The following is a 25,510-nucleotide window of genomic DNA, read 5'->3' as shown; positions in this document are numbered from 1 at the left end:
TTATCGAGTTTATTGGCTAACTTATGGAAAATTATCTTATTTTTATTACTGTTGCCATTGCAACAATTGCAAGCCCAGGGCCTGGTGTGATTCTGACGTTGTCACAGGCGGTTCGGTGTGGCGGAAGAAGCGCAATGCCTGGTATCGTCGGAATTGCAATCGGGATGTTGCTCCTGGCCATGATATCGTCGACGAGTTTGGTCGTTTTATTGGCGCAATCTGCAACTATCCTTACGCTCTTGAAATATGTTGGTGCTGCTTACCTGATTTACCTTGGCATCAAAATGCTGCGTTCTACATCTACGATTTCGTTTAATGAACAACTTATAGCACCCAGAAGCATCAGCCGGAGATTTCTGGAAGGGGTGGCGATAACGATGTTGAATCCCAAACCGCTCTTCTTTTTTATGGCACTTTTTCCGCAATTCGTGCACGGAGAGGCAGATCATGCGATGCAGTTGATGATTCTTGCTGTGACTTTCAGTGTGATCGTCATTGTTATACATTCGTTTTACGCAATGTGTGCTGGCAGGCTGAAGGCGAGGTTGTCTGAGGGAAAAGGGCAATTGTGGGTCACGCGTGCTGGTGGTGGATGTTATTTATTTTTTGGGGCAGGTTTAGCGTTGTCAGGCCAGCGCTAGCTATTGTATAAGAGCGCCCTTGGGCGCTCTTCGTTTGCCGTTTTGTATGATGTTGAACGTCACTTTCTGACTTTCAAACAGAGATTGGAAGCCTTTAACTTGGATCGCGCGGAAGTGTACGAACAGGTCTGCACCGCCGTAATCTTGAGTGATGAAACTGAAACCTTTCTCGTCGTTAAACCACTGAACAGTACCCGTTGGTGTCTCTTCAAAGATAGGAATCTCTAGCCATGAATACTCAGTTTGAAGAAGCTTTGGCACTTCGTAAAGCAAAGCAATATGAAGCATCCCGAACTATCCTGACCACGATGCTGGAAGAAGAGGCGCTGAAGGCGAAGGCACATCTGCAAATTGCCTGGTCTTATGATAATGAAGGTAAAGAAAGAGAAGCGGTGGCGCATTATGAAGCCGCGTTGAAAGGTCCAATCTCTGAGAATGAGCGTTTTGATGCGGTGTTTGGACTGGCCAGTACTTTGAGAAGTCTGGGAAATTATCATGAAGCGCTGAAATATTTTGAGCAAACAAAACATGATTTTCCCGATTTGATCGAGGTTCAGCCCTTTCACGCGATGTGTTTACACAATTTGGGACGTCATCAGGAAGCGATGGCAATGTTACTTGAGTTGTTATTGCAAACGACTTCCAGCACTCAAATTCAAGCTTACCAGCGTGCGATCCGCTTATATGCTGAAAACTTAGATAAACAGTGGTAAGGGAGATTGCTGTATGAGATTGAGATGGTCATATATCAACGAACGATACAAAAAGAGCGCCCTTGGGCGCTCTTCATCATGTTCTGTAACGAGGAGGGCTTATACGCGCTCTACGTTTGCAGCTTGAGGGCCTTTCTGGCCTTGTTCGATGTCGAACTTCACTTTCTGACCTTCAGCCAGAGATTTGAAGCCATCACCTTGGATAGCGCGGAAGTGAACGAATACGTCTGCACCGCCGTTATCTTGAGTGATGAAACCGAAACCTTTCTCGTCGTTAAACCACTTAACAGTACCAGTTGCTTTAGACATTGTATGTCTCCTGAAATATAGGAATAAATAACGCCATAGGGCGTGCTTCATGCCAATATAATGGATTACTTATGGACAAGGATGTAGCTCTTCAGGACAACGGCGCTTAGGTGAAGCGGGTGTAACGAAGTATACTTTTCACTTTGTTGCATAAATAGCGTTGCATTATAGGCAAACCCATTAGGCCACAATGCACGGGTTACAGCAAGCAAATAGTGAGTTGGACCTAAAAATTCCTGATAATTTGTGAAGAGTTCAGCAGATGTGTTGAATTTTGAAACAGATTCAAACTTTTAGAGTTGATATGTGTTGCGAATATTGGTCCGAGCACTGGATACAAAAAAAGGGCAAATGAGCCCTTTTTGTCGCTAACGTATTGTTCACTTATATCTTTTCGACATTCGCCGCTTGCAGGCCTTTCTGACCTTGCTCAACGTCGTAAGTGACCTTCTGACCTTCAGCCAGAGTTTTGAAGCCATCACCAGTAATCGCGCGGAAGTGTACGAATACGTCGGCGCCACCGTTATCCTGAGTGATAAAACCAAATCCTTTTTCTTCGTTAAACCACTTAACGGTACCTGTTGCTTTAGACATGTTGTCTCCTGAATCTCTAACTCTTACGTTGCTTACCAATAATTTTTTGAATCAACAGAACAACATATCGCTCGCTTCAGAGAAACAGTTTTCATCAGAGAACTCTGTCGAGAAGTGTCGCACTTGCGTTGCATCATTTTTCCAAATCACTACTGGTACCTGAAAAGAGTAGGCTCTGGGATATTAAAAGCAAATTATTCAGCGGAAGATTGTGAGTCAGCTAACAAGAAACCATGCGCATATTTTGTTTTTAACTCCTTGTCGCATAAATGAAAAACTTTTGTCATGGGAACTGTAAAGATTGACTCTATACTTTGTGCGTCTTATCTCGGGAAATGAGTCAACTTTTGTGTGAGATCAATGAATTGAAGGGTGCTTTGATTTAATGAAGATCTGACTTGAGTCATCTGCGGAGTTTCTGATATAACCCAATCAATTAGGGCTTTCAAAGTTCACAGTAAAGGACAAATTATGAACAACATCCTGGAATTGGTTCGTCTTGCCAGACGCAAAAATAAGCTGAAACGTGAGATTCTGGATAACGACCGCAAAATCAGGGATAACCGCAAGCGTGTTGAATTGCTTGAAAATCTGATTGACTATATTCAGCCTGAAATGACGCATGATGAAATTGTCAGCATTATTGAAACCATGAAAGGCGATTATGAAGATCGTGTAGATGACCATATCATCATCAGTGCAGAACTCTCCAAAGAACGCCGGGAAGCCAGCAAGCAATTAAAAGAGCAAAAGCGCACAGAACTTGCGAATCGTCCTTCGAAGTAAGGTGCTCTTGTCTGCAATACACTTTGAGCCACATTGTGAGTTCAAAGTCAGACAACCTAAAAAGGCCGCATTATGAATGCGGCTTTTTTGTGGTTCAGAATGGTCGTTTGTTTTTAAACTGCGACGGATTCGATGTGTGCTTTTGCGGTGATCAGACCTTTGTCTGCCAGTTCATCACCCATATTCAGCGCTTCGGCATAGACAAATTCAACTTCAGTCATACCGACGAAACCTAAAATGGTTTTCAGGTAAGGCACCATGGTGTCAGTGGCGTTGTCTTTATGCAACCCACCACGAGAAGTCACAACGATGACTTTTTTGTCTTTCAGCAGACCCACGGGACCATTTTCTGTATATGAGAAGGTCACGCCAGCACGGGTAATCAGATCGAACCAATTTTTCAGTTGTGTCGGAATACTGAAGTTATACATCGGTGCACCAATAATGATGGTGTCGCTTACCTGAATTTCTTCGATCAACTGGTCAGACAGTGCAATCGCGTCTTTCTGGCGTTGTGTCAGGTTGTCACCCCCCGAAGGCCACCCGCTAATTCACCGTCTAAAACAGGGAGTGGGGTGATGGCTAAATCACGCTCGATGATCGTCGTGATTTGATCTTCTTTTACGTTGAGAAGATGCTCAATCAAAGCATTAGATTGAGAGTAACCACCAAGAATACTGGATTTCAGAACGAGAACTTTAGACATAATGCAGCCTCTGAGATTGAATATTTGAGCCATGTTTCTAACTTGATGCTTATCTTAGAGGCTTAGGGCATTGACTAAAAGCTCAAAAACTTGTGTAAGTCGTTCGACATTTTTGAAAGAAGGCGATTTGGTGCCGTAAGCAGGCAGATTGACTGCGGTATTCAGGGGCTGACGGGATAAAAAATAGCCCGAAACGACTCCTGTTTCGGGCTTAGGGGAATGGCTCGTGAGAGCCTTGCGCTAACTGGTTTGTAAATGGAGATCAATTACATGATTAATCTTAGTTCAGGCAGCATTTTTTGCCAGTTTTAGCCCTGAGACAGCGGAGGCTACTAAGATCTTTCCGTTAATGAATGCTCTGCTCCAAAATTAGCTGCGATTTCCAGATAAACCTGTATCTCTGACCAGCTCTCTGGGTAACCCGTTTTTGATACGATTTCCGACCCACTTACCGATCCCGAAGGGATATCCATGATACGTGACAATGACTTCGCCTTTGCCTGAAACGATTTCTGGCCGGATATCTCGTCCCATAATCCATTCATTGGCTTCTTCATCAGATAATGCAACACACTGACTTTCATGACCTGTTGCCAGTGTCATGATTGCTTCGTGCTGCCACCGATACCCTTTTTTGTGCTGTTCAGCCAGTTTAATGCCGATACGCTGGAATCTGATCTGATCCAATAATGGACGAAGTCGGGCAGGGAAGAGCCAGACTTCCTGATCGCGAAGCCAGATCTCTCGATCGTCCGGCACTGAGAGAGACAGATCTTGGTTCAGTTGCGCCAGAATGAGCTCGCTGTCTTTGCGTGAAGCCGGCGAGAAAGGGAACTTCGCTTTTCGTTTTTTCACCGGCTCTGTTTCGACGGCAGCCAGCTTTCGAATCCGGGCTACAAAGAATCCTTCACTGTCGTAGACCTGAGGGAATACATGAAGAAACCCTTCCGGTGTGCAGGTTTTTTCAGCGCCGTCGAAGAGGGTTTTTAGTGACTCAAACGTGACGGCGTCACCAAAGGTTTCTTTCAGGTGTTGGCATACATCCTGATTCTCTCTCTGATTCAGCGTACAGGTTGAATAAACCATCACGCCGCCTGGCTTGAGCGCCTGGAATGCACTAACGATCAGGTTGCGCTGGATGGCCGCAATTTCCTCAATGTGTGCCAGACTCCAGTTCGCCATGGCATCTTCATCTTTACGGATGGCACCTTCACCAGAGCAGGGGGCATCCAGCAAAATACTGTCGAAAGCTTCTGGCGTCCAGTCGCCAAAGATCTGGCCATCAAAATGAGTCATTGCTGCATGAGAAACACCACAGCGCTGAAGATTAGCGTGCAGGACTTTAATTCGGCTGGCCGATAGCTCGTTGGCAACTAACGCGCCTGTATTTTCCATCGCAGCAGCGAGTTGTGTTGTTTTTGAACCCGGTGCTGCGGCCATATCCAACACACAGTCAAGCTGATCATTTCCGCTCAGTAGCGCGGTCACGGGTAACATGGAGCTGGCTTCCTGAATATAGAACAGCCCGGCCAGATGTTCCGGGGTATTACCCAGCGATTCCGTTTGCTGCTCATCGTACTCAATCCAGAACCCTTCCCGGCACCAGGGAACTGGCGTCAGTTGCCAGTCTTTGTCTTTGATCCGCTCCAGAAAATCGCTGACGGAGATCTTCAATGTATTCACCCGAATACTACGGCGCAAAGGGGTGCGACAGCAGGTAAGGAAACTTTCCATGTCCAGACCGTCGGGCAGAATCTTCTGAATATGTTGAATGAAATCGTCTGGAATATAAATGGACTGATGCACTTGATCTTTCTCAGTTGGAATGCAGAGGCGGCAAGTCTATCTCAAACTGACTGCCGGGAAAACTGCCCGGTGCCATAGACAGAAGCCATAAAAAAGCAAGCACAATGGCTTGCCTTTGATCAGCGTAGCAATTTACTCGGCAGGAATGGCTGTCCGCCATTTTTTCCATTCGGGATTGGCTTTTTCATGCAGTAAAAAGCGATCGCCTGTTTGAGCGGGGGCAGACAGTGGCTGGCCTTCTGGTGTGGACAACCCAATCCCGCCTCGCAACAACGTATCGATAGTTCCTGCCTGAATATTCGCGCCAGTCAGGCCAAGGCTGACATCCAGCCCCGAGGTATTCCAGAACACGGAATCACTCCGGACAAGGTGCCTGTAGCCGGGATCGATTTGCGCTTCAATGAGCACACGGTCGGCCAGTTCACCCAAAGTTACTTTACTGACCTGACCGACCTGAATATCACGGAACAAAAGTGGTGTTCCCGGACGCACAGAGGCTCGTGCAATGCTTTCCAGAATGACGGTCAGGCCATTGAAGGTTTTTTCACTCTGTTCCGACAGGGTGAATGTCTGGCGATAATTTCCGTCACCCGGAGCCACCTCAATATAACTGCTCAGAATACTGTCGAGGTTTTGAACGCCAGTGAGGTCCACTTTGGGCGTCACCAGCCAGAAATGAGAGTTTTCCCGGGCCAGTGTTTCAGCGAATTGCGGGAAGAGTCTGGCATCAATTTGAATCTGTCCGGTTTTAAAGTCTGGCGTCAGCGTCAGAATTTTACCCACGGTCACCCCTTGATACTGAATATTTGTCCCCGGGGAGATGCCTTTGGCGTGAGTAGCGGTCAGGCTGATTTGAGTCCCGAACTCTTTTGCGTCTTTCAGGCTTGGGAAGAGTTTGAATTGTTTTCCGACCCGGTTGGGTACATCCGGCATACTGTCAAATGCAATCCCGCCTTTGATCAATGTGGTGAGTGGGCTGGCTTTGATATTTACGCCGCCCAAACCGGCTTCCACTTCTACGCCAGACCGGTCCCAGAAAACGGTGTCGGACTGAATCAGGTGCCGGTATTGATTTTGAATGGCTAATTTCAACGTGACGCCGTCACGTGTCAGGGCATAGCTAAGTACTTTTCCAACAGGCAGGTTCCGATACAGCACCGGACTGCCTTCACTGACAGAAGGCAGTGTGTCGGCAAAAATTGTAACAGTCGCACTGCCTTGTTGCTGATTTCCGGCCAGATCTGCCAGCGCTCTGCTTTTGTATAACGGATAATGCTGTTGCGGGGCACCCTGTCCAGCACTGGTAAAAGCGATGCTGTTGCTGATGAGTTGCTCAGCTGGTGGTACGGAAATATGCATGCCTGCAGCACTTATGTCGGCTTGTATCCCGCCATCAATAAAGAAGCGGCTCTGGCTGCGAACGAGTGAGGCATATTCGGGCTTGATAATGAGATCGAAGCGAACTTTAGTTTCATCCAGCCGAACTTGTTTGACGCTGCCGACTGGCATCCCTTTATGCGTCACGGCAGTCCCGCGACTGATGCCGTAGCTTTGATCGGCATTGAGTGTGATGACCCGGGCACCAGGACGCTTTTCTTCCAGCTGTGCCTGAGTGAACGCCTGAAAATGGCGGGCTGGCTCACCGTCACCGGGCATCAGGGTCAGAAAATTCCCTTTGATCAGGTTGCCCAGATTCTTCACCCCAGTCAAAGAAAGGTTTGCTTCCTCTAAGCGCATGGAAGTGCCAGTGGTCAGCAGATCGCTCATACTGGGTTCAATTGCAGCGTGGGCAACCACGCGTTGTTGGTTTCGATCCAGTCGAAGATCCGAAATCTGACCAATCTGAAGCCCGCGATAAACAATCGGTGCACCGCCTGCACTGATTTGATTGTCCTCGGGCAGATCGATGGTGATCGCAATTCCCCGACCTGCGGTATTTAAATCAGGATAGAGACGAAACAGGTGATTGGGCTGAATAGGCAAGCCTTCATCGGGTGAATCAAAAGCAATCGCGCCTGCGATCAGCGCAGACAGGCTTTCGAATTGAACATCCACACCGCTGAATCCGAGATTGGCGCTGACGCCGCTGACATTCCAGAAACGGCTCTTGTTGGTGACTAAATTGGCATACTGCGGCTGGATCAGAACATCAATCAGTACGCGTTTCTTACTGTGGCTCAGTGAATAGTTATAGACTTCACCGACCGGGATTTTTTTATAGTAGACCTGCGCACCAACAGAAACTGAGCCCAGATCCGGTGCCTGTAATTGAATGGTCAGCCCATTGCCGACAGGCATTTCAGCGGGTTGGCCATCGATCGCTGTGAACTGAGATTCAGGTTCACCTTCGCCGGGCAGCAGCGCAATATAGTTGCCGGAAACCAGCGCATCTAACCCGCTGATGCCGGTAATAGAGGCTTTGGGTTTCACCAGCCAGAATCGGGTGCCTTTTCGGAGCACCTGAACAGCTTCCGGGTAAATATCTGCGGTGACATAGATACTCTGTAAATCCTCGGAGAGTTTGACTTCACGCACGATTCCGACTTCAAGTCCCTGATAACGGATCATGGTTCTGCCAGCTTCCAGACCGGCGGCATCGTCGAAATGAATCGTAATGCGTTGTCCGGCTTCACTGACAGCCTGAAAAACCAGCCAGGCAGCCAGCCCCAGTGCCAGAATGGGCAATATCCAAAGCGGGGATATTTGCCTGTCTCTTTTCACATTCACCGGATGGGGGAGTTGGGGACCGACTGGTGGTCCAAAAGGCGGTTGCGCTGGGCTGTTATTTTTTGTCATGTTTATCCCAAATCAAACGAGGATCCAGACTTTCAGCGGCGAGCATGGTCAATACAACGACAGTCGCAAAGGCAATCGCGCCCGGGCCTGGGGTAAAATCTAAAATCTGTCCGCGGTCAATGAGTGTCACCATGATTGCGATCACAAATAAGTCCATCATTGACCATTTTCCAATCCACTGAATCATACGATACAGTTTCATTCGGTGTAAGTGGTTGATCTCTAGTTTTAAGTGGATGCAAAGCAAGATAAAGGCAAGACCTAAAATTTTGGCAATTGGCACGACAATACTGGCAAAAAATATCAGGGCTCCAATCCCTTCCATCCCGGAACTGATCAAGCTCGCGACCCCAGACAGGATTGTGTCTTCGATTCGTTTGCCATTGTTGAGAAATATCGAGATCGGATAAAGATTTGCCGGAATGGTAAAGATAGCAGCGGTGATCAGGTAAGCCCATGTTTTCTGGACAGAATGAGGCTGACGATGATGGATAGGCCCCTGGCACCGCTGACAATCGGAGCCACTGGACTGACTCATATGACATACGTGACAATGTAACTTTAGCACTTCACTGTTATGGTCTGTTTCGGGCTGCCAGGCTTCCCAATAGCGTTTTACATGAATCCGGGTCAGCATGATGACCATCAGTAACTGCATCATCACAAGGCAAAATAATCCGGCGCCAACATGGATGTCGGCATAGTCTTTCACTTTGAAACAGGCGATCCCCAGACTGACCAGAAAGACATCAAACATGGCCCAGTGCTTGAGCTTTTCAATCAGCCAAAGAGATGTTTTAAAGAGACGCAGTTGTCGCCGTGCTAACCCGTATTGGGCAGAGAGTACCGCAGCAAAAACCAGAAAAGGGGCCAGCGTGCTGCAAAACAAAATCAATGCAGCGACGGCAGGGAAATCGGCGGACAGGGTGACGGCACCTGAAGGTATCGTTGCAGGAATCATCACCCCGAACAGCCGAATGGTAATCAACGGATATAAGTGGGCCGGCAAGAACAGGATCAGCCCTGCCAGTGCCAGGGCTAAATCACCGCGGAGCGAAGGCATGCCGCCGTGGTATAAGCGAGATTCACATCGGGGACAGAAGGCGCTCTGACCCAGACGTGTCACCATCGGGGTCAAAGGTAAATCACAGCAAGGGCAGAGTCTTACTGTTGACATGGGCGGGTCCGTCCTCTTCTTTCATCAAAGATATCAGCTGACTGACACTATATTATTTTGTATTGAACCTGGCTACTGCCGCACCCTCATGATTCAAACTTGGTTCAGTCTCTCCAGTCTGCACAGAGCCATAGAGGGTCTGATACAAACCGGATGTCCTGACCAGCTCGGAGTGCGTCCCTGTCTGACTCATCTGGCCATCTTCCAGCACGTAAATGAGATCGGCCTGTTTCACGGCAGACAGCCGGTGGGCCACAATCAGGGTGGTTTTATCACACAAGAACTCATTCAGGGCTGTATGTAATGCAGCTTCTGTCGCGGTATCCAGCGCCGAAGTCGCTTCATCGAGAATCACAAAATCTGGATTGCTCAGGATCATGCGCGCAATCGCCAGACGCTGGCGCTGGCCGCCGGACAGACGAATCCCTTGCCGGCCAATCTGTGTCTCTAAGCCATCATTCAGACGTTGTGTTACATCCGTCAGTTGGGCAATTTCCAGCGCTTGCCAGAGCTGGGCATCTTCGTATTCAGCGCCAAGGGTCAGGTTCTGACGTAAAGTGTCGTTGAAGAGTACGGGTTGCTGTAAGACCACCGCCATTTTTTCCCGCAGCGCTTCGTAGCTGACATCTTCAACCGGATGGCCGTTAATGAAAATATCGCCACTGTCTTTTTGATAAATGCCGAGCAGGAGTTGGATTAAGGTCGACTTTCCGCCGCCGGATGCACCGACCAGTGCGATGCGCTTGCCGGCTGGGAGCGATAGATTCAGACCGTTCAGGACTTTTTTATCATCATCGTAGGCGAAATCGAGGTTGTTGATCTCAATGGCAATTGGCGCCTGTGCAGTAAACGGATTGACTTTCGGAACCGGGCGAACTTCCTCTTCAATTTGAATCAAATGGTTCAGACGCTGCATGGCTGCAGACGCGCCATACCAGGCAAACTGAATCCCCAGCAGTTCCTGAACCGGACTTAACATGAACCAGAGATAACCGAAAACGGCAAACATCTGACCAACGGTTAAGTCGCTGAACAGGACCATCAGCATTGCAGCGGCGCGGAACAGCTCAAACCCAATCAAAAACAGCAGGAAAGAGATGCGTCCGGCAGCTTCGGATTGCCAGGCATATTTATCGGCATTGTGACGGATCCCATCGGCATGCGATTTCAGGTGATTCAGGAACTCTTTTTCCCGGTTTGCTGCGCGCAGCTGATAAATTCCGTCTAAGGTTTCCACCAGCCGTTGCTGAAACTTTTCGAACGCCTGATTCTCATGGCGTTTGAGGTGTTTGACCCGGTTACCCATTTTCCGGGAGGCATAGATGACAACAGGGTTGACCAGAAGGATAAAGAGGCCCAGTTCCCAGTTCAGCCATAAGAGAACGATCGCAGTTCCCAGCACCGTGAGCACACCAATCAGGAAACGGCTCAGGGTATCGCCCACAAATTTATCGATGGTTTCAACGTCAGTCACCAGGTGTGAGGTAATCCCACCACTGCCACGTTCTTCATACTGACGCATGCTGATGCGGCCCAGTTTGTCAATGAGATGACGGCGCATCTGATACGTAATGTCTTTGGCAACCAGCGTGAACTGACGGCTTTGCAGGATATTCAGCGCCTGGCTGGCCGTTCGCATCAGGACAACCATCAGCAGGACCAGCAAAATATAGGCAGCGGGGGCCTGCCAGGATTCAGGGAGAAAATGATTCAGTAAAGCGATGCCCTGTCCTGGTTGTTGCAAGAGGATTTCATCGACCATCAGAGGCATCAGCAATGGAATAGGGACACTGATTAGCGTCGCAACCACAGCGATGAGATTGGCAGCAACCAGTCTCTTTTTGTGATGTTTTGCTTGCTTTATCAACCATGACCAGTTAATCATTTGATTCGTCGTATCTTTCACAGTGAGAACGATTCCTATTTTCGGAAAAAGTGCCATTTTAGCGGCTATATAAGGAGTAAGCCATGGAAAACAAACCAGCATTTTATCGTCGTCTGACCCAGCAAGCGGTTGCACTGGTTGACGGTGAGCCGGATGTCATTGCGAATATTTCTAATATTAGTGCCTTACTCAACATGGAGTTAGAGGATATCAACTGGGTTGGCTTTTATCTGTTGAAAGAAGATCAGTTGGTTCTCGGTCCGTTTCAGGGCAAACCTGCCTGTGTCCGGATTCCGGTCGGCCGGGGAGTTTGCGGGACGGCGATTTCAGAAAATAAAGTTCAACGTATCAGTGATGTGCATCAATTTGAAGGGCATATTGCATGCGATGCGGCCAGCAATTCTGAGATCGTGATTCCATTCTCGGTGAATGGTCAGTTGTACGGTGTGTTGGATATTGATAGTCCAAGTCTGTCAAGATTTGACCAGGAAGACGAAGACGGGCTAGCTTCATTCATTGAGGAACTACAAATTAAGCTCTAATTGTATGCTTTCGGTGGTTTTTCAGTATTAGGTAATTATAATAGCCCGCACTTATTGGTTTTAATTAAAAAGCACTAACAGCGAGATACTCTCGCTTTGTCAGGAAAGTCCATGGAAAACTCTGAAAAGTTAACGAACAGTAAAGAAGTGATTGCCTATATTGCTGCGCAATTTCCAAAGTGTTTTACTGTTGAAGGTGAAGCTAAACCATTAAAAATTGGTATCTTCCAAGACCTCGCTGAACGACTGAGTGACGATCCTAAAGTCAGCAAGACTCAGTTGAGAGCAGCGCTTCGTCAGTACACTTCTTCCTGGCGTTATCTTCATGGTGTTAAAGCCGGCGCTAGCCGTATTGACCTTGATGGCAATGAGTGTGGTGTGTTAGAACAGGAACATGTCGAGCACGCACAGAAAGCGCTTGAAGAAAGCAAAGCTAAGGTTCGTGCTCGACGTAAAGAGCAGGCTGCAGCGAAAGCCGCTACAGAAGGTGACGCTAAGCCAAAGAAAGATCGAGCAAAATCGCCTAAAGCTAGAAACGTTAAACCAAAAACGTCTAAGCTAGATAAGAAGCCGGTAGAAACCACTCGCGCTTTGTCTTCTGATGAAGTGACCGTGGGTAAGGATGTCAGTGTGAATATGGGCACTGGCAACATGCCGGCCACGATTGTGGAAATTAATAAGGACGATGTGCGTGTCCGTTTGACTAATGGCCTGACCATGGTTGTGAAAGCGGAGCACCTGCGTTCATAAAGGAGAATGCTCGACGTATGAACTGTCGATTCCGTTTCTCACTGATTGCTGCCGGTATTGTGCTGGCAGCATCAGCTCAGGCTCTGGAAGCCACACACACACAAAGTGAATTGCCTGTTTTAACACCGGAAAAACAGCATGCCACCGCCAGCAAACGAGTTGCCTCCAGATTTACTCGTTCTCACTATCGCCAGTTTGCACTGGATGATCAGTTCTCAGTCAACATTTTCAACCGATATCTGGAAATGCTGGACTACAACAAGAGCTTCCTGACCCAGTCAGACATCAAGCAGTTTGAACAATGGCGTTATCAGTTAGATGATCAGCTCAAACGTGGCGAAACCACGGCGGCCTACGACATCTTCAATACCGTTTTGAAACGTCGCTTCGATCGATATCAATACGCATTAACACTACTGGATAAGCCGATGTCTTTCGGTCTTCAGGAAGATATGGTGATTGATCGTTCAGAACTGCCTTGGCCGAAAGATCGCAATGAGCTGAATGAGATCTGGCGTGAGCGCGTGAAATCCGATGAGCTGAACCTGAAATTGGCAGGTAAAGACTGGAAAGATATTCAGGAAACACTGCGTAAACGTTACAACAATGCGTTAAAGCGTTTAACTCAGAGTCACAGCGAAGATGTATTTCAGATTTACATGAATGCATTTGCCCGCGAAGTCGATCCCCATACCAGCTATCTGTCTCCCCGAAGTGCCGAACAATTCCAGTCTGAAATGAATCTGTCTCTGGAAGGGATCGGTGCCGTGCTTCAGGTGGATGATGAATATACGGTGATTCGTTCACTGGTTGCTGGTGGTCCGGCATCAAACTCTAAGAAGCTGTCTGCTGGCGACCGCATTGTCGGTGTTGCTCAGGACGGTAAAGATATGGTCGATGTAGTTGGCTGGCGTCTCGACGATGTCGTCCAGCTCATTAAAGGACCGAAGGGCAGTAAAGTCCGGTTGGAAATTCTGCCGGAAGGATCGAACGCTAAGAGTTACAGTGTCACGATTGTTCGCGATAAAATTCGCCTGGAAGATCGGGCAGCGAAGTCTTCTGTAGAGACTTATCAGGGCCGTAAGATTGGTATCATTGAGATTCCAAGCTTCTATGTGGGTTTGTCTGAAGATACCAAGAAAGAGCTTGCGAAACTGAACCAGCAGCAGGTGGATGGCATTGTCATTGACTTGCGGAACAATGGCGGGGGTGCACTCACCGAGGCCACGGCATTAACTGGATTGTTCATTAATAGTGGTCCGGTTGTTCAGGTGCGTGATAGCTATGGCCGGGTGAAAGTCAACGGGGATTCTGATGACCGCGTTTATTTCGACAGCCCGTTGACTGTGTTGATTAACCGATACAGTGCATCTGCATCCGAAATTTTTGCAGCAGCAATGCAAGATTATGGCCGTGCAGTCATTATTGGTGAGCAGTCCTTTGGTAAGGGCACAGTGCAGCAGCACCGCTCTCTGAACCATATTTATGACTTGTTTGATAAGCCCTTGGGTCATGTTCAGTACACCATTCAGAAGTTCTACCGTATTAATGGCGGCAGTACACAGAATCTGGGTGTTGTGCCAGACATCAGCTTCCCAACGGCTGTCGATCCGGCAGATACCGGTGAAAGTGTTGAAGACAACGCTTTGCCTTGGGACAGCATTAAACCCGCTGGTTATCAGAAGATGTATGACTTCTCGCCATTACTGCCATCCCTTCGTGCGCAGCATATGCAGCGGATCAAGCAGGATCGTGAGTTTGGTTTTATCTTCGATGATATTTCGAAGTATAAAGCTGAAAAAGATCTGAACAGCTTGTCGCTGAATGAACAGAAGCGACGGATGGAGCAGGATCTGGAAGAGAAAGAACGTTTGGAACGCTTGAATACCCGCCAGAAAGCGCTGGGCAAAAAACCTTTCCTGGCATTGAAAGATGTCCCGAAAGATTATGAAGCGCCTGATGCGTATCTGGATGAAGCGGTTGCGATTACCGCTGATCTGGTTAAAGCAGAACAAAGCTGATGCTTATCTGATAAAAATGTCTCAGTAAAAACGGCGCTCATGCGCCGTTTTTTTCGTTGAATGATGCTGTGAAACCACAGCATTCCCGGATAACTTTCCTCTGTCAACCTGTCTCGGATTTGAAACATGGCGTGTAATACCTGTGACCTTTGTCAGATTCTTGCACGCAACAATGCAAGCGGAACTAGTGTGATAAGAGGGGATGATATTTTTCTGGGGTATTATCATGCTGCGAGCTGTACTTTTTTCTTTTCTGATTGGGGTCTTGTCCTGGGTTCAGTCTGCGACTGCAGATGAACTCACAGAGTTTGATTATCCACTGTTGCTGGGTGACTGGTACTGGTTCAGCACCACAGATGAGGGGGTTGAAAGTGAAGGGATTCATTACCGGGCGATGAACATCAAGTTCAATTCGTCGTATCGGTTCACGGTACGCTTACTCAGAACCAACGGCCGGATTGACGAATGGGGCGGGAAATATGACATTGATGAAACCACAATCACGATGAACTCTGTCGACCAGCCATCGCAACAGCACGAATATGTTTTGAGTTATAATCAGTTCCTGTTAGACGGCGCCCGGTTTACCAAACTGGCTCCTGAAAATCTGCCCGGCCACTGGCGATCCTCGATGATCAAAGGGCAGGATGTTGATAAGAGCGTCTCTGAACTGAAACTATCGTTAAGGCCCGATTTTCTGTTTTCAGCGCAGGTGGTTGGGAAGGATGGTACCCGTAAAGAGCACAAAGGAATTTACTATCTTGAAGATGATCGTATCGTGCTGATTTATGAAGACGGGCAACATGACAGTCACTTCAAGTTAGGAAAGGACAATACATTGACCCTGACCAACCAACAGTTTGGGATGGAAGCCGTGATGCAACGGCAGTAAGAATGATTTTTTACAACATGACGATGAGAGAGGCGTAAAGCCTCTCTCTTTTTTTCAGTGATTCATGAGGATGTCTTAATCGTTCGCTATCTTGAAAGCTTCACGAAGTTGATCGAGATATGCTTCGTCCTGACAAATACTTTTGCCCGGTTCATCTGAAATTTTTGCGACGGGCCGTCCTTCACATTCAGTCAGTTTCAGGACAATGTTCAAGGTGTCGACGCCAGGGATGTCACAGGTCATATTGGTGCCGATCCCAAAACTGACATTGATGCGATGATAAAAATGCTGATAGATATTCAGCGCTCGTTCCAGTGTCAAACTGTCGGAAAACACCAGGGTTTTCGTTTTCGGGTCTATTCCCAGTGACTGGTAATGTGCGATGGCTTTTTCGCCCCAGGCAATCGGATCCCCGCTGTCATGACGAAGACCACTGAATCGCTGAGACAATCTTAGGTCAAAGTCACGCAGGAAGGCATCCATATTGATGCAGTCGGTGAGTGCAATTCCCAGTGAATCCGGATATTCCTGCAACCAGCGGTTGAGCGCAAGTTGCTGCGAATCGGCCAGCTCTCCTGCCAGTTGCTGATGCGCCTGGAACCATTCATGTGCCTGTGTTCCGACTGGCGTCAGATGGCGGGTTCGGGCCAGATGATAATTAGACGTCCCGTCAAGTTGCGGGAAATGAGCTTTCAGATGATCCACAACGGCATACTGAACGGCTTTTGAGAATCTGCGGCGTGTGCCAAAATCAACCAGAGAGAACTGCCTGACATCAGTATCGCCGGCTAACGTTAAGAAGTGAGTTAACTTACTTTTCAGATGGGCAATGGCATGTTCAGGCGTTGCGTTCGGATAAAGCTGACGACAACGAATTTCACAAATGATCGCGAGTAAAGGGACTTCCCAGAGAATTAAATCCAGCCATTTACCTTCTATGCGAACTGTCAGTTGCGATTCATCTTCTCCCACCACAACCTGTGACGGATCCAGTCGGAAATCTCTGAGGAAATCCAGATAATCCTGTCGGAAAAAGGGCAGGCTGGCCAGATACTCGATTTCGTCCTGTGTAAATCGCAGTTCACCCAGGTGCTGAATTTGTTGCTGAATTTCGGCCAGATAAGGACGAAGATCTTCATCGCTGCGGCACCGGAACTCCGCAGCGGCATCGACATCCGGGTAAAGATGAAAGATGGCTTGTTGCATATGGAGCTTATACGCATCTGTATCAAGCAATGAATCAATGATCCAAGGCTGAATATTTTGGTTCATATGACTGAGTTATTCCTGTTAAACGACTAAAATCAATTGGCTTGGGCAAAGTGTCAGAATTGGAATTTTTTTTGAGTTTGCCATTGTTACGCGACGAGACAGAGGTAACAAGTAAAAAAGATAAGATTTTCAGTCCAAGTGGTATCTGCTAACATTTTGTCTTAATTCAGTGTAAAGGCAAAAAGCGTTTCATTTTATACATTACGTATAAGTATAGTTGACCAACTTTTAAGCATTGTTACCTGTTGTTCTGACAACGGGAGTTGGTTGCCTTTATGGCTGTTTGACCCGTTGGCCTGTCGCTGAGGGTTTTTTGCAACGTTTCAGTCTCGCAAGCTGAGTTTGAATGAAAACATGGAAACCGCGAGACTGCCAATATGGATGATTAAGGAAGGATTTATATGGCTGATCAACCGACTGCCGCACAACCGACTGCTAAATTTCGTGCTGATTACCAGGCACCGGATTTCACCATTACCGATATCGATTTGACGTTTGATCTGCATGATACGGCAACTCGGGTTGTTGCAGTCAGCCAGGTCAAGCAGGTCAATGAAGGCGTAACGTCACTGACACTGGATGGCGACGAACTCACCTTGTGCCGGGTGGAAGTGAACGGTGAGCGCTGGCAAGACTATGAAGAAACCAGCCAGGGTCTGATCCTTCGTCAACTCCCTGCTGCATTTGAGCTGACGATTGAAACAGAGATCAATCCTGAAGCGAACACCTCACTGGAAGGTTTATACAAGTCGGGCGGTGGTTTCTGTACTCAGTGTGAAGCGGAAGGTTTCCGGCGTATCACGTATTACCTTGACCGTCCGGATGTACTGGCCCGTTTTACGACCAAAGTCATTGCAGAGAAAGCCAGTTTCCCGTTTTTGCTGAGCAACGGCAATAAAGTCGGCTGTGGTGAGCTGGAGAATGGCCGGCACTGGGTACAGTGGCAGGACCCGTTCCCGAAACCGTGTTATCTGTTTGCGCTGGTCGGTGGTGATTTTGACGTTCTGCGCGATACCTATCAAACCGGCAGTGGCCGAGAAGTTGCGCTGGAGATTTTTGTCGACAAAGGCAACCTGGACCGTGCTGAACACGCCATGCACTCGCTGATTCACTCGATGAAGTGGGACGAAGAGCGATTTGGTCTGGAATACGATCTGGATATCTACATGATTGTCGCCGTTGATTTCTTCAACATGGGGGCAATGGAGAACAAAGGTCTGAACATCTTCAACTCGAAGTACGTTCTGGCGAATCCGGCCACAGCCACAGATACCGATTACCTGGGAATTGAATCCGTCATCGGTCATGAATACTTCCATAACTGGACCGGCAACCGGGTGACCTGTCGTGATTGGTTCCAGCTGAGTCTGAAAGAAGGTCTGACTGTATTCCGCGATCAGGAATTCTCATCCGATCTGGGCTCGCGTCCGGTCAACCGCATCAACAATGTTCGCATCATGCGTGGTCCGCAATTTGCGGAAGACCGAGGCCCGATGTCACATCCGATTCGTCCGGAAAAAGTGATTGAGATGAATAACTTCTATACCCTGACTGTGTATGAAAAGGGGAGTGAAGTCATTCGGATGATGCATACGTTGCTGGGTGAGGCTGGCTTTCAGGCGGGGATGAAGCTGTATTTTGAGCGTCATGATGGCACCGCTGCAACCTGTGATGATTTTGTTCAGGCAATGGAAGATGCTTCGGGTGTGGACCTCACGCAGTTCCGCTTATGGTACAGCCAGTCAGGGACACCTGTGGTAAATGTCACAACGGCTTATGATGCGGATGAACAACGTTACCACGTCACGGTGAAGCAGCATACAGCGCCAACCGCAGGTCAGAAAGACAAGCAACCCCTGCATATCCCGTTCGACATTGAACTCTATGACAGTAAAGGTGACGTCATTCAGTTACAACGTCACGGGGAGCCCGTCGAACAAGTACTGAATGTGACACAGGCAGAGCAGACGTTCATCTTTGATGAAGTATACGAGCAGCCGGTCATTTCGATGCTGCGTGAATTCTCTGCGCCGGTTGTTCTGGAATACGATTACAGCGATGAAGCACTGGTTTTCCTGATGACCTATGCGCGAAATGAGTTCGCTCGCTGGGATGCAGGTCAGATGTTGCTGGCGAAATATATTCGTCGGAATGTGTCTGCCGTTCAGTCGGGTGAAACAATTGTCTTCCCTGAAACTGTGGTAGATGCATTCCGAGGTGCATTACTGGATGAGAAACTGGATCCGGCATTTATTGCGGAAATGCTGACCCTGCCAAGCGAAAATGAAGTGGCAGGCTGGTATGACGTGATCGATGTGGATGCCATTCACACCGTGATGGGCGCGCTTGAAACCATTCTGGCGACAGAACTGGAAGATGAACTGGCTGCGATTTACCATTCGTTGAAACAATCCGGTTATGTTGTGTCCCATGAAGCCATTGCCAAACGTTCACTGCGGAATCGCTGTCTGTCTTATCTGGCGCTGACAGCGCAGGGAGAAAAGCTGGTTGCTGCTCAGTATGCGCAGGCAGATAACATGACAGATACCATGGCAGCGATGGCAGCAGCCAACGAAGCACAACTGACGTGCCGCGAAGCGCAAATGCAAGACTTCAGCGAGAAGTGGCAGCACGATGGTCTGGTGATGGACAAGTGGTTTATTCTTCAAGGGAAAAATCCGGCTGAGAATGCGTTGGATACCGTGTATGAAACCATGAAACATCCCGCATTCAGCCTGAAAAACCCGAACCGGACCCGGAGTCTGGTTGCGAGTTTCTGTGCCAACAACCCGTCGCGTTTCCACGCAAGGGATGGCCGCGGTTACCAGTTCCTGACGGAGATTCTCACCGAGCTGAACACAACGAATCCTCAGGTGGCTTCCCGCTTGATTGAGCCTTTCCTGAAGTATCGCTTGTACGATGAAGCCCGTCAGGGATTGATGCGTGCCGAATTGGAAAAACTGGCGAAGATGGAGAATCTGGCGAGAGATTTGTTCGAGAAAGTGGAAAAAGCACTTGAACAATAATACTGGTTTGCTTTAATCAAAAGCTCCCTTTCAAGAGGGAGCTTTTTTCATTCTCTAATCCCACAGGACCGAGATTCAGGCTGTGCACATGAAGAGATACACCTTTTCAGTCGACATTTCCTATCATACTTTTCTCCAGCATTACTCAGGTGCTGCCAGTGCTGTGCTGGTCTACACCGACGAAGGATTACGCCTGCAGCTACCTGCGAGCCGGCTCCGGCCATTTTTGAGTCAGGTCGGCATCCGGGGACGTTTCCGGGTGAGTGTGACACCAGATAACCGGCTCGAAATGTTGGAGAAAGTCGCTTAAATCCTTTCTTTAGTCAGATATTAACAAATGTTCTACATAATTATGCGAATGGAGAGTTTTTATCTGGCGCTGGCAACAGCGTTTTGCTTTCAGTTTGTTCACTTTTGACTAGTTTCGCAGCTAGAAAAAACTATTTTATTTCTAGATGGTTAGACCAGATAGAACGGCTTGAAAGCCCGTTATTGCATGGAAAATAATTCCTTTCCGGGCCTAGGCATTCAAAACATCTACCTTAGTCACATATTCGATTTTTTCTTCTAAATACAGAGTAATTATCGTAACCATTTAGCAACAAAACGCCCTACAATAGCTCCCGAGTCAACAAAACCTCGCCAGAGAGAAGTTTTTTAGTGCTGAACTCAGGGCGTCGTTATCAAACCCTATACTAGATTGATAAAAGTAATAACGATGGAGCATCTGCTATGACCGCACCTGACCCAATAGTGCCGGTACTGCTTGAAAAAGTGTATGGCTTAATCCAGGACAAGATAGAAACCCCTCAGCAGTCATTAGTCGAAGTGTTTGCTCAACGATTGTTAGGACAACTGGCAGATGACGATCTGCTTCAACGGAATGAATCTGACTTGTATGGTGCCGTTCTCAGCCTTTGGCATCATCTGGTACAAAACAAACCCGACCAAATTTCTGTTCGTGTATACAACCCAACACTGAGTCGTTATGGCTGGCAGTCAACCCACACGGTTGTGGAAATTGTGACGCCTGACCATCCATTCTTGGTCGACTCTGTACGGATGACTTTGAATCGTCAGGGCATTGCCAGCCATCTGATGTTCAATGGCCCGTATTTCTTCAAGCGCGATGAGGAAGGGGTCATCATCGAAGCGTGTGGAGAAACAGGCGATCTGCAAACCTTATTCCACATCGAGGTGGATCGTCTCTCTGATAAAGCCGAGATGGATGCGCTGAAAAATGAACTTGAGCAGGTGCTGCAAGATATTGAGCTAGTCGTCAATGACTGGCAAGCCATGCAGAGCAAAATGCTTGAGATCGCAGAAGAGCTGAAATCTGCCAAAGTCCCGGTTGAACAGAGCCATCGTGAGGAAGCGATTGAGTTTCTGGACTGGGTGTCTCGCCATAACTTCACCTTTATGGGTTACCACCAATATGATCTGGTGCCTGTGAAAGGCGACTTTGAATTACGTCCGTGTGATGAAAAAGGCTTGGGTCTGCTGAGTAAGCCGGGGAAAGCCCGCTCACTCATGTTGTCTGACCTGCCTGAATCAGCACGTGTTGAAGCGAGAAAACCGAACTTACTGATTCTGACGAAAAGCAACGGTAAATCGAAGATTCACCGTCCGGCGTATACCGACTACATCGGCATTAAGCGTCTGGATAAAGACGGCAATGTGATTGGTGAACATCGTTTCACCGGTTTGTATGCAGCAACCGCTTATCATCAGACGGCGATGAACATTCCGCTGATCCGCAACAAAGTGGTTCGTATTCTGGAAAGCAGCGGCTACTCAGAAGGTTCACATTCCAGGAAAGCAATGAACAATATTCTGGAAACTTATCCGCGTGATGAGCTGTTCCAGGCCAGCGAAAAAGAAATGCAGGATGTGGCCAGCGGCGTCGTTCGTATGCAGGACCGTGATTTACTGCGTTTGTTTGTCCGTCGGGATCCGTTCGGCCGCTTCTTCTCATGCATGGTTTATGTCACGCGTGAGCGCTACAACACCGAACTGCGTATCAAGACGCAAAAGATTTTTAAAGATTACTTTGGCTCTGATCAAAATGTGGATTTCACCACATTCTTCTCCGAGAGCCCACTAGCGAGAACTCATTATATCGTGCGTGTCGATAACAATAATTTTGATGTAGATGTCAAAGCCATTGAGAGAAACCTGGTTGAAGCTGCGGCTTCCTGGGAAGATCGCCTCAGCGATTCTTTGATTTCCAATTTTGGTGAAAATGAAGGAACGCCTCTGGTGAAAAACTATGGGCGTGCATTCCCTCGTTCTTATAAAGAGCAGATGTTGCCTGGTTCTGCGGTTGCAGACATTGAGTTACTGGAAAGCCTGAGTGAAGACAAAAAACTGGGGATGTTGTTCTATCGTCCTCAGGAAGTTGCGACTGACTCCCGCTTCGTGAAGCTGAAGCTGTATCACCGTGATGAACCGATCCATCTGTCCGACGTGATGCCAATGCTGGAAAACCTTGGCCTGCGTGTGATTGGTGAATCGCCGTATGAAATCGTGACTGCCAATGGCACGGTGTATTGGATTCTGGATTTCGCAATGCTGGTCAACGGCTGTCACGAGATCGATCTGTCTGATGCTCGCGATCGCTTCCAGGAAGCCTTTGACGCTATCTGGCATGGTGAGCTGGAAAGTGACGGTTTCAACCGCCTTCTGTTCTGTGCCGGTCTGACCGGAAGAGAAATCACCATCGCACGAAGCTATGCCCGTTACATGCGTCAGGTGGGTTTCCCATTCAGCCAGCAATATATCGAAGATACGCTGGGGAATCATGCGGATCTGGCACGTGATCTGGTCGATCTTTTCGCCCTGCGTTTTGATCCTTCCCGTAAATTCAGCGAGAAAGCACAAGATGGCTTGATTGCGAAGATTAACGAGAAACTGGAAGCGGTCGAAAGCCTGGATGATGACCGGATCATTCGTCGTTACATGGAAATGATTCTGGCGACCCAGCGGACCAACTACTACCAGGTGGACGAAAGCGGTCAGCCGAAGCCTTGGCTGTCACTGAAACTACGTCCATCTGAGATCCCTGAGATTCCGGCACCGGTGCCTTTCTTTGAAATCTTCGTGTACGCACCAGATATCGAAGGTGTTCATTTGCGTGGCGGAAAAGTCGCACGGGGCGGTCTGCGCTGGTCTGATCGTCAGGAAGACTTCCGGACAGAGATCCTGGGTCTGGTGAAAGCGCAGCAAGTGAAAAACACCGTGATTGTGCCTGTGGGCGCGAAAGGTGGCTTCGTTTGTAAGCGCCAGCCGCAAATGACAACACGCGAAGAAATTCTTGCCGAAGGTCAGCGTTGTTATAAGCGTTTCATCCGAGCGCTGCTGGATGTCACGGACAACATCATTGAAGGTGACGTCAGTCATCCGGCCAATGTGGTTCGTCACGACGAAGATGACCCGTATCTGGTGGTTGCAGCCGATAAAGGCACAGCAACATTCTCTGATCTGGCGAATTCTGTCTCTGCTGATTACAACTTCTGGCTGGGGGATGCGTTTGCTTCCGGTGGTTCGAATGGTTATGACCACAAGAAGATGGGGATCACTGCCAAAGGTGGCTGGGAATCCGTGAAACGTCATTTCCGCGAAATCGGCGTGGACTGCCAGACGACCGAATTTACTTGTGCGGGTATCGGTGACATGGCTGGTGACGTCTTTGGTAACGGCATGTTGCTGTCCAAACATACTCGTCTGGTTGCCGCGTTTAACCACATGCACATCTTCCTGGATCCGAATCCGGATGCAGCGAGCAGCTGGGAAGAGCGGAATCGTCTGTTCAACCTGCCACGTTCAAGCTGGGAAGATTACAACAGTGCGCTGATTTCTGAAGGCGGTGGTATTTTCTCCCGTCGCAGCAAGTCCATCAAACTGACGCCGCAGATCCAGAAGCTTCTGGGCACGCGCAAGCAGACTCTGACGCCAAACGAAGTGATCAAACTGATCCTGACCATGGAAGTTGATCTGCTGTGGAATGGTGGTATCGGCACTTACGTGAAGTCTGAATCAGAAACACATACCGATGTGGGCGACCGTGCAAACGATGGTCTGCGTGTGAACGGTCATGAGCTGCGTGCGAAGATCGTTGGCGAAGGCGGTAACCTGGGGATGACTCAGTTGGGCCGTGTGGAATTTGCCAAGAATGGCGGCCGTGTAAACACTGACTTTATCGATAACGTTGGTGGTGTTGACTGTTCAGATAACGAAGTGAACATCAAGATCCTGCTGAATGGCTTGGTTGCCGCAGGCGATCTGACTTACAAGCAACGCAATGAGTTGCTGGAGCAGATGGAAGATGAAGTGGGTGAGATTGTTCTGGATGATGCGTATACGCAGAGTGAGTCAATTTCTGTCACGCAGCATTTGCATGTCAACCTGCTGAAAGAGCAGATCCGCTTTATCCATCACCTGGAAAAAGAAGGCAAGCTGGATCGTGCGCTGGAGTATCTGCCAGATGATGACACGCTGGTTGAGCGTGAGAAAGAAGGCATGGGCCTGACGCGTCCTGAACTGGCTGTACTGGTTGCTTATGGCAAGATGGTTCTGAAAGAAGAACTGGTCACGGATGAGATCACCAAAGATCCTTATCATAACCGTCTGCTGCCGGCTTACTTCCCGAAAGCGCTGCAAGAGAAATATCGTGATCAGATGGAAAATCACCCGCTGAAAGGTGAGCTGATTGCAACCTCTCTGGCAAACCAGATGTCGAACGAAATGGGCTGTAACTTCGTCACACGTTTGCAGGAAGAGACAGGCTCAACAGTGGCTGAAATCTCTTCAGCATATTCGGTTGGTCGTGAAGTCTTTGGTTTTGAAGCCTTCTTCGAGCAAATCCGTGAACTGGATAATCAGGTTCCGGCGCATATCCAATACGAAATGATGTACCGTTGCCGCCGTATGCTGCGCCGAATCACACGTTGGTTCCTGCGCAACCGCGACCGTAAGATGGGCATCGAAGCACAGATTGCCTTCTATCAGCCAACCCTGAACGATCTGCGCGACAATCTGGAAAGCTACCTGGTTGCCGATGAAGTGAAGGAGCATGATGATCAGGCGCAAGGCATGATAAAAGAGGGCGTTCCAGCAGCGCTGGCACATAACATTGCCCGCCTGAGCAGCCTGTACTCAGCCATGGATATCGCGCAGATTGCGAAGGAAATGGACAAAGAAGTTGGCTTTATTGCCCGCGTTTACTTCGTACTGGGTGCGCAGTTGTCGCTGCACTGGTTCCTCCAGCAGGTTCACAACCAGCCGGTAGAAAACCACTGGCAGGCACTGGCTCGTGCATCATTCCGTGAAGATCTGGACTGGCAGCAACGCCAGCTGACTTCCGCTGTGATTGGTGCTGGTCAGGGCAGAGAGGCGCCTGAAACGCTGATTGATTTGTGGGTTGAACATCATCATCCTGCGATTCAGCGCTGGGAAAGTGTGCTTGCTGAGTTCAAAGTTGGGACAGCCCATGAATTCGCAAAATTCTCAGTTGCTATGCGAGAATTGGTGCTATTAAATTTGAATTGCAAACCAAATCAGTGAATAATGTGGCCCCGTTTATACGGGGCTTTTTT

Annotated in this window: 18 protein-coding genes and 1 pseudogene; 10 read left to right on the top strand and 9 right to left on the bottom strand. The window is 48.4% G+C overall.

Annotated elements, in window-relative coordinates; translation table 11 throughout:
- Positions 1-23: 23 nt before the first annotated feature.
- Positions 24-641 carry a LysE family translocator gene (locus KDD30_RS07125; protein WP_211648842.1) on the top strand — a complete coding sequence of 206 codons (618 nt, stop codon included), beginning with the start codon at positions 24-26 and terminating at the stop codon, positions 639-641.
- Here KDD30_RS07125 and KDD30_RS07120 read toward each other — a convergent pair whose 3' ends face one another.
- Positions 642-857, bottom strand: coding sequence for a cold shock domain-containing protein (locus KDD30_RS07120; RefSeq protein WP_249199288.1), 216 nt, complete (start codon positions 855-857; stop codon positions 642-644). It abuts the gene before it with no gap.
- Between the two features lie 14 nt (positions 858-871).
- Between KDD30_RS07120 and KDD30_RS07115 the strand changes: the two genes are divergently transcribed.
- Positions 872-1,354: a tol-pal system YbgF family protein gene (locus KDD30_RS07115; protein ID WP_211648832.1), complete on the top strand. Its 483-nt coding sequence runs from the start codon at positions 872-874 to the stop codon at positions 1,352-1,354.
- A 99-nt stretch (positions 1,355-1,453) separates the two neighbouring features.
- Here KDD30_RS07115 and KDD30_RS07110 read toward each other — a convergent pair whose 3' ends face one another.
- Positions 1,454-1,663, bottom strand: coding sequence for a cold-shock protein (locus KDD30_RS07110; protein WP_211648830.1), 210 nt, complete (start codon positions 1,661-1,663; stop codon positions 1,454-1,456).
- A 384-nt stretch (positions 1,664-2,047) separates the two neighbouring features.
- Complete coding sequence (locus KDD30_RS07105) at positions 2,048-2,257, bottom strand: cold-shock protein (protein WP_211648828.1); 210 nt, start codon at positions 2,255-2,257, stop codon at positions 2,048-2,050.
- Positions 2,258-2,728: 471 nt separating this feature from the next.
- On the opposite strand from KDD30_RS07105, the gene KDD30_RS07100 reads away from it, so the two are divergent.
- Entirely contained in the window at positions 2,729-3,043 is a 315-nt protein-coding gene (locus tag KDD30_RS07100; RefSeq protein WP_211648826.1) for a DUF496 family protein, read from the top strand.
- 113 nt (positions 3,044-3,156) lie between these two features.
- On the opposite strand, the pseudogene KDD30_RS07095 reads toward KDD30_RS07100, so the two are convergent.
- The 5 genes and pseudogenes from KDD30_RS07095 to KDD30_RS07075 all read right to left on the bottom strand — a co-directional run bounded on the left by KDD30_RS07095 (position 3,157) and on the right by KDD30_RS07075 (position 11,413).
- Positions 3,157-3,749 (bottom strand): annotated as a pseudogene (locus tag KDD30_RS07095) (FMN-dependent NADH-azoreductase).
- 369 nt (positions 3,750-4,118) lie between these two features.
- Positions 4,119-5,555, bottom strand: coding sequence for a 16S rRNA (cytosine(1407)-C(5))-methyltransferase RsmF (gene rsmF, locus KDD30_RS07090; RefSeq protein ID WP_211648824.1), 1,437 nt, complete (start codon positions 5,553-5,555; stop codon positions 4,119-4,121).
- Positions 5,556-5,687: 132 nt separating this feature from the next.
- Positions 5,688-8,351 (bottom strand): PqiB family protein, encoded by a 2,664-nt coding sequence (locus tag KDD30_RS07085; RefSeq protein ID WP_211648816.1) that lies wholly within the window; start codon positions 8,349-8,351, stop codon positions 5,688-5,690.
- Positions 8,338-9,528 (bottom strand): paraquat-inducible protein A, encoded by a 1,191-nt coding sequence (locus tag KDD30_RS07080; protein WP_211648808.1) that lies wholly within the window; start codon positions 9,526-9,528, stop codon positions 8,338-8,340. The genes KDD30_RS07085 and KDD30_RS07080 overlap by 14 nt, the downstream gene beginning before the upstream one ends.
- Before the next feature lie 52 nt (positions 9,529-9,580).
- Positions 9,581-11,413 carry an ABC transporter ATP-binding protein gene (locus KDD30_RS07075; RefSeq protein WP_211648806.1) on the bottom strand — a complete coding sequence of 611 codons (1,833 nt, stop codon included), beginning with the start codon at positions 11,411-11,413 and terminating at the stop codon, positions 9,581-9,583.
- Between the two features lie 83 nt (positions 11,414-11,496).
- On the opposite strand from KDD30_RS07075, the gene KDD30_RS07070 reads away from it, so the two are divergent.
- From KDD30_RS07070 to KDD30_RS07055, 4 genes are all read left to right on the top strand, one after another.
- A complete protein-coding gene (locus KDD30_RS07070; RefSeq protein ID WP_211648797.1) occupies positions 11,497-11,955 on the top strand; it encodes a GAF domain-containing protein in 459 nt (152 codons plus the stop codon).
- Positions 11,956-12,066: 111 nt separating this feature from the next.
- On the top strand, positions 12,067-12,705 hold the full coding sequence (proQ, locus tag KDD30_RS07065) for an RNA chaperone ProQ (RefSeq protein ID WP_211648795.1): 639 nt from the start codon (positions 12,067-12,069) through the stop codon (positions 12,703-12,705).
- Positions 12,706-12,722: 17 nt separating this feature from the next.
- Positions 12,723-14,726, top strand: a complete 2,004-nt coding sequence (gene prc / locus KDD30_RS07060; protein ID WP_211648785.1) for a carboxy terminal-processing peptidase — start codon at positions 12,723-12,725, stop codon at positions 14,724-14,726.
- Positions 14,727-14,952: 226 nt separating this feature from the next.
- Positions 14,953-15,618, top strand: a complete 666-nt coding sequence (locus KDD30_RS07055; protein ID WP_211648783.1) for a lipocalin family protein — start codon at positions 14,953-14,955, stop codon at positions 15,616-15,618.
- A gap of 75 nt (positions 15,619-15,693) precedes the next feature.
- Here the strand turns inward: KDD30_RS07055 and pncB are convergent, their stop codons facing one another.
- Positions 15,694-16,890, bottom strand: coding sequence for a nicotinate phosphoribosyltransferase (gene pncB / locus KDD30_RS07050; protein ID WP_211648781.1), 1,197 nt, complete (start codon positions 16,888-16,890; stop codon positions 15,694-15,696).
- A gap of 401 nt (positions 16,891-17,291) precedes the next feature.
- On the opposite strand from pncB, the gene pepN reads away from it, so the two are divergent.
- The 3 genes from pepN to KDD30_RS07035 all read left to right on the top strand — a co-directional run bounded on the left by pepN (position 17,292) and on the right by KDD30_RS07035 (position 25,478).
- A complete protein-coding gene (pepN, locus tag KDD30_RS07045; RefSeq protein WP_211648779.1) occupies positions 17,292-19,916 on the top strand; it encodes an aminopeptidase N in 2,625 nt (874 codons plus the stop codon).
- Between the two features lie 88 nt (positions 19,917-20,004).
- Positions 20,005-20,226 carry a DUF2835 domain-containing protein gene (locus KDD30_RS07040; protein ID WP_211648769.1) on the top strand — a complete coding sequence of 74 codons (222 nt, stop codon included), beginning with the start codon at positions 20,005-20,007 and terminating at the stop codon, positions 20,224-20,226.
- Positions 20,227-20,648: 422 nt separating this feature from the next.
- Complete coding sequence (locus tag KDD30_RS07035) at positions 20,649-25,478, top strand: NAD-glutamate dehydrogenase (protein ID WP_211648767.1); 4,830 nt, start codon at positions 20,649-20,651, stop codon at positions 25,476-25,478.
- Positions 25,479-25,510: the final 32 nt, after the last annotated feature.

Source organism: Photobacterium sp. GJ3 (assembly GCF_018199995.1).
Classification (GTDB): Bacteria; Pseudomonadota; Gammaproteobacteria; order Enterobacterales; family Vibrionaceae; genus Photobacterium.
The sequence above is the reverse complement of the archived record's forward strand: the minus strand, read 5'-3'. Positions and strand labels throughout refer to the sequence as shown.

Coding starts and splice junctions, on each gene's coding strand:
- KDD30_RS07125 (WP_211648842.1), top strand. CDS start 24: ATGGAAAATTATCTTATTTTTATTACTGTTGCCATTGCAACAATTGCA.
- KDD30_RS07115 (WP_211648832.1), top strand. CDS start 872: ATGAATACTCAGTTTGAAGAAGCTTTGGCACTTCGTAAAGCAAAGCAA.
- KDD30_RS07110 (WP_211648830.1), bottom strand. CDS start 1,663: ATGTCTAAAGCAACTGGTACTGTTAAGTGGTTTAACGACGAGAAAGGT.
- KDD30_RS07105 (WP_211648828.1), bottom strand. CDS start 2,257: ATGTCTAAAGCAACAGGTACCGTTAAGTGGTTTAACGAAGAAAAAGGA.
- KDD30_RS07100 (WP_211648826.1), top strand. CDS start 2,729: ATGAACAACATCCTGGAATTGGTTCGTCTTGCCAGACGCAAAAATAAG.
- KDD30_RS07085 (WP_211648816.1), bottom strand. CDS start 8,351: ATGACAAAAAATAACAGCCCAGCGCAACCGCCTTTTGGACCACCAGTC.
- KDD30_RS07080 (WP_211648808.1), bottom strand. CDS start 9,528: ATGTCAACAGTAAGACTCTGCCCTTGCTGTGATTTACCTTTGACCCCG.
- KDD30_RS07075 (WP_211648806.1), bottom strand. CDS start 11,413: ATGATTAACTGGTCATGGTTGATAAAGCAAGCAAAACATCACAAAAAG.
- KDD30_RS07070 (WP_211648797.1), top strand. CDS start 11,497: ATGGAAAACAAACCAGCATTTTATCGTCGTCTGACCCAGCAAGCGGTT.
- proQ (WP_211648795.1), top strand. CDS start 12,067: ATGGAAAACTCTGAAAAGTTAACGAACAGTAAAGAAGTGATTGCCTAT.
- prc (WP_211648785.1), top strand. CDS start 12,723: ATGAACTGTCGATTCCGTTTCTCACTGATTGCTGCCGGTATTGTGCTG.
- KDD30_RS07055 (WP_211648783.1), top strand. CDS start 14,953: ATGCTGCGAGCTGTACTTTTTTCTTTTCTGATTGGGGTCTTGTCCTGG.
- pncB (WP_211648781.1), bottom strand. CDS start 16,890: ATGAACCAAAATATTCAGCCTTGGATCATTGATTCATTGCTTGATACA.
- pepN (WP_211648779.1), top strand. CDS start 17,292: ATGGCTGATCAACCGACTGCCGCACAACCGACTGCTAAATTTCGTGCT.
- KDD30_RS07040 (WP_211648769.1), top strand. CDS start 20,005: ATGAAGAGATACACCTTTTCAGTCGACATTTCCTATCATACTTTTCTC.
- KDD30_RS07035 (WP_211648767.1), top strand. CDS start 20,649: ATGACCGCACCTGACCCAATAGTGCCGGTACTGCTTGAAAAAGTGTAT.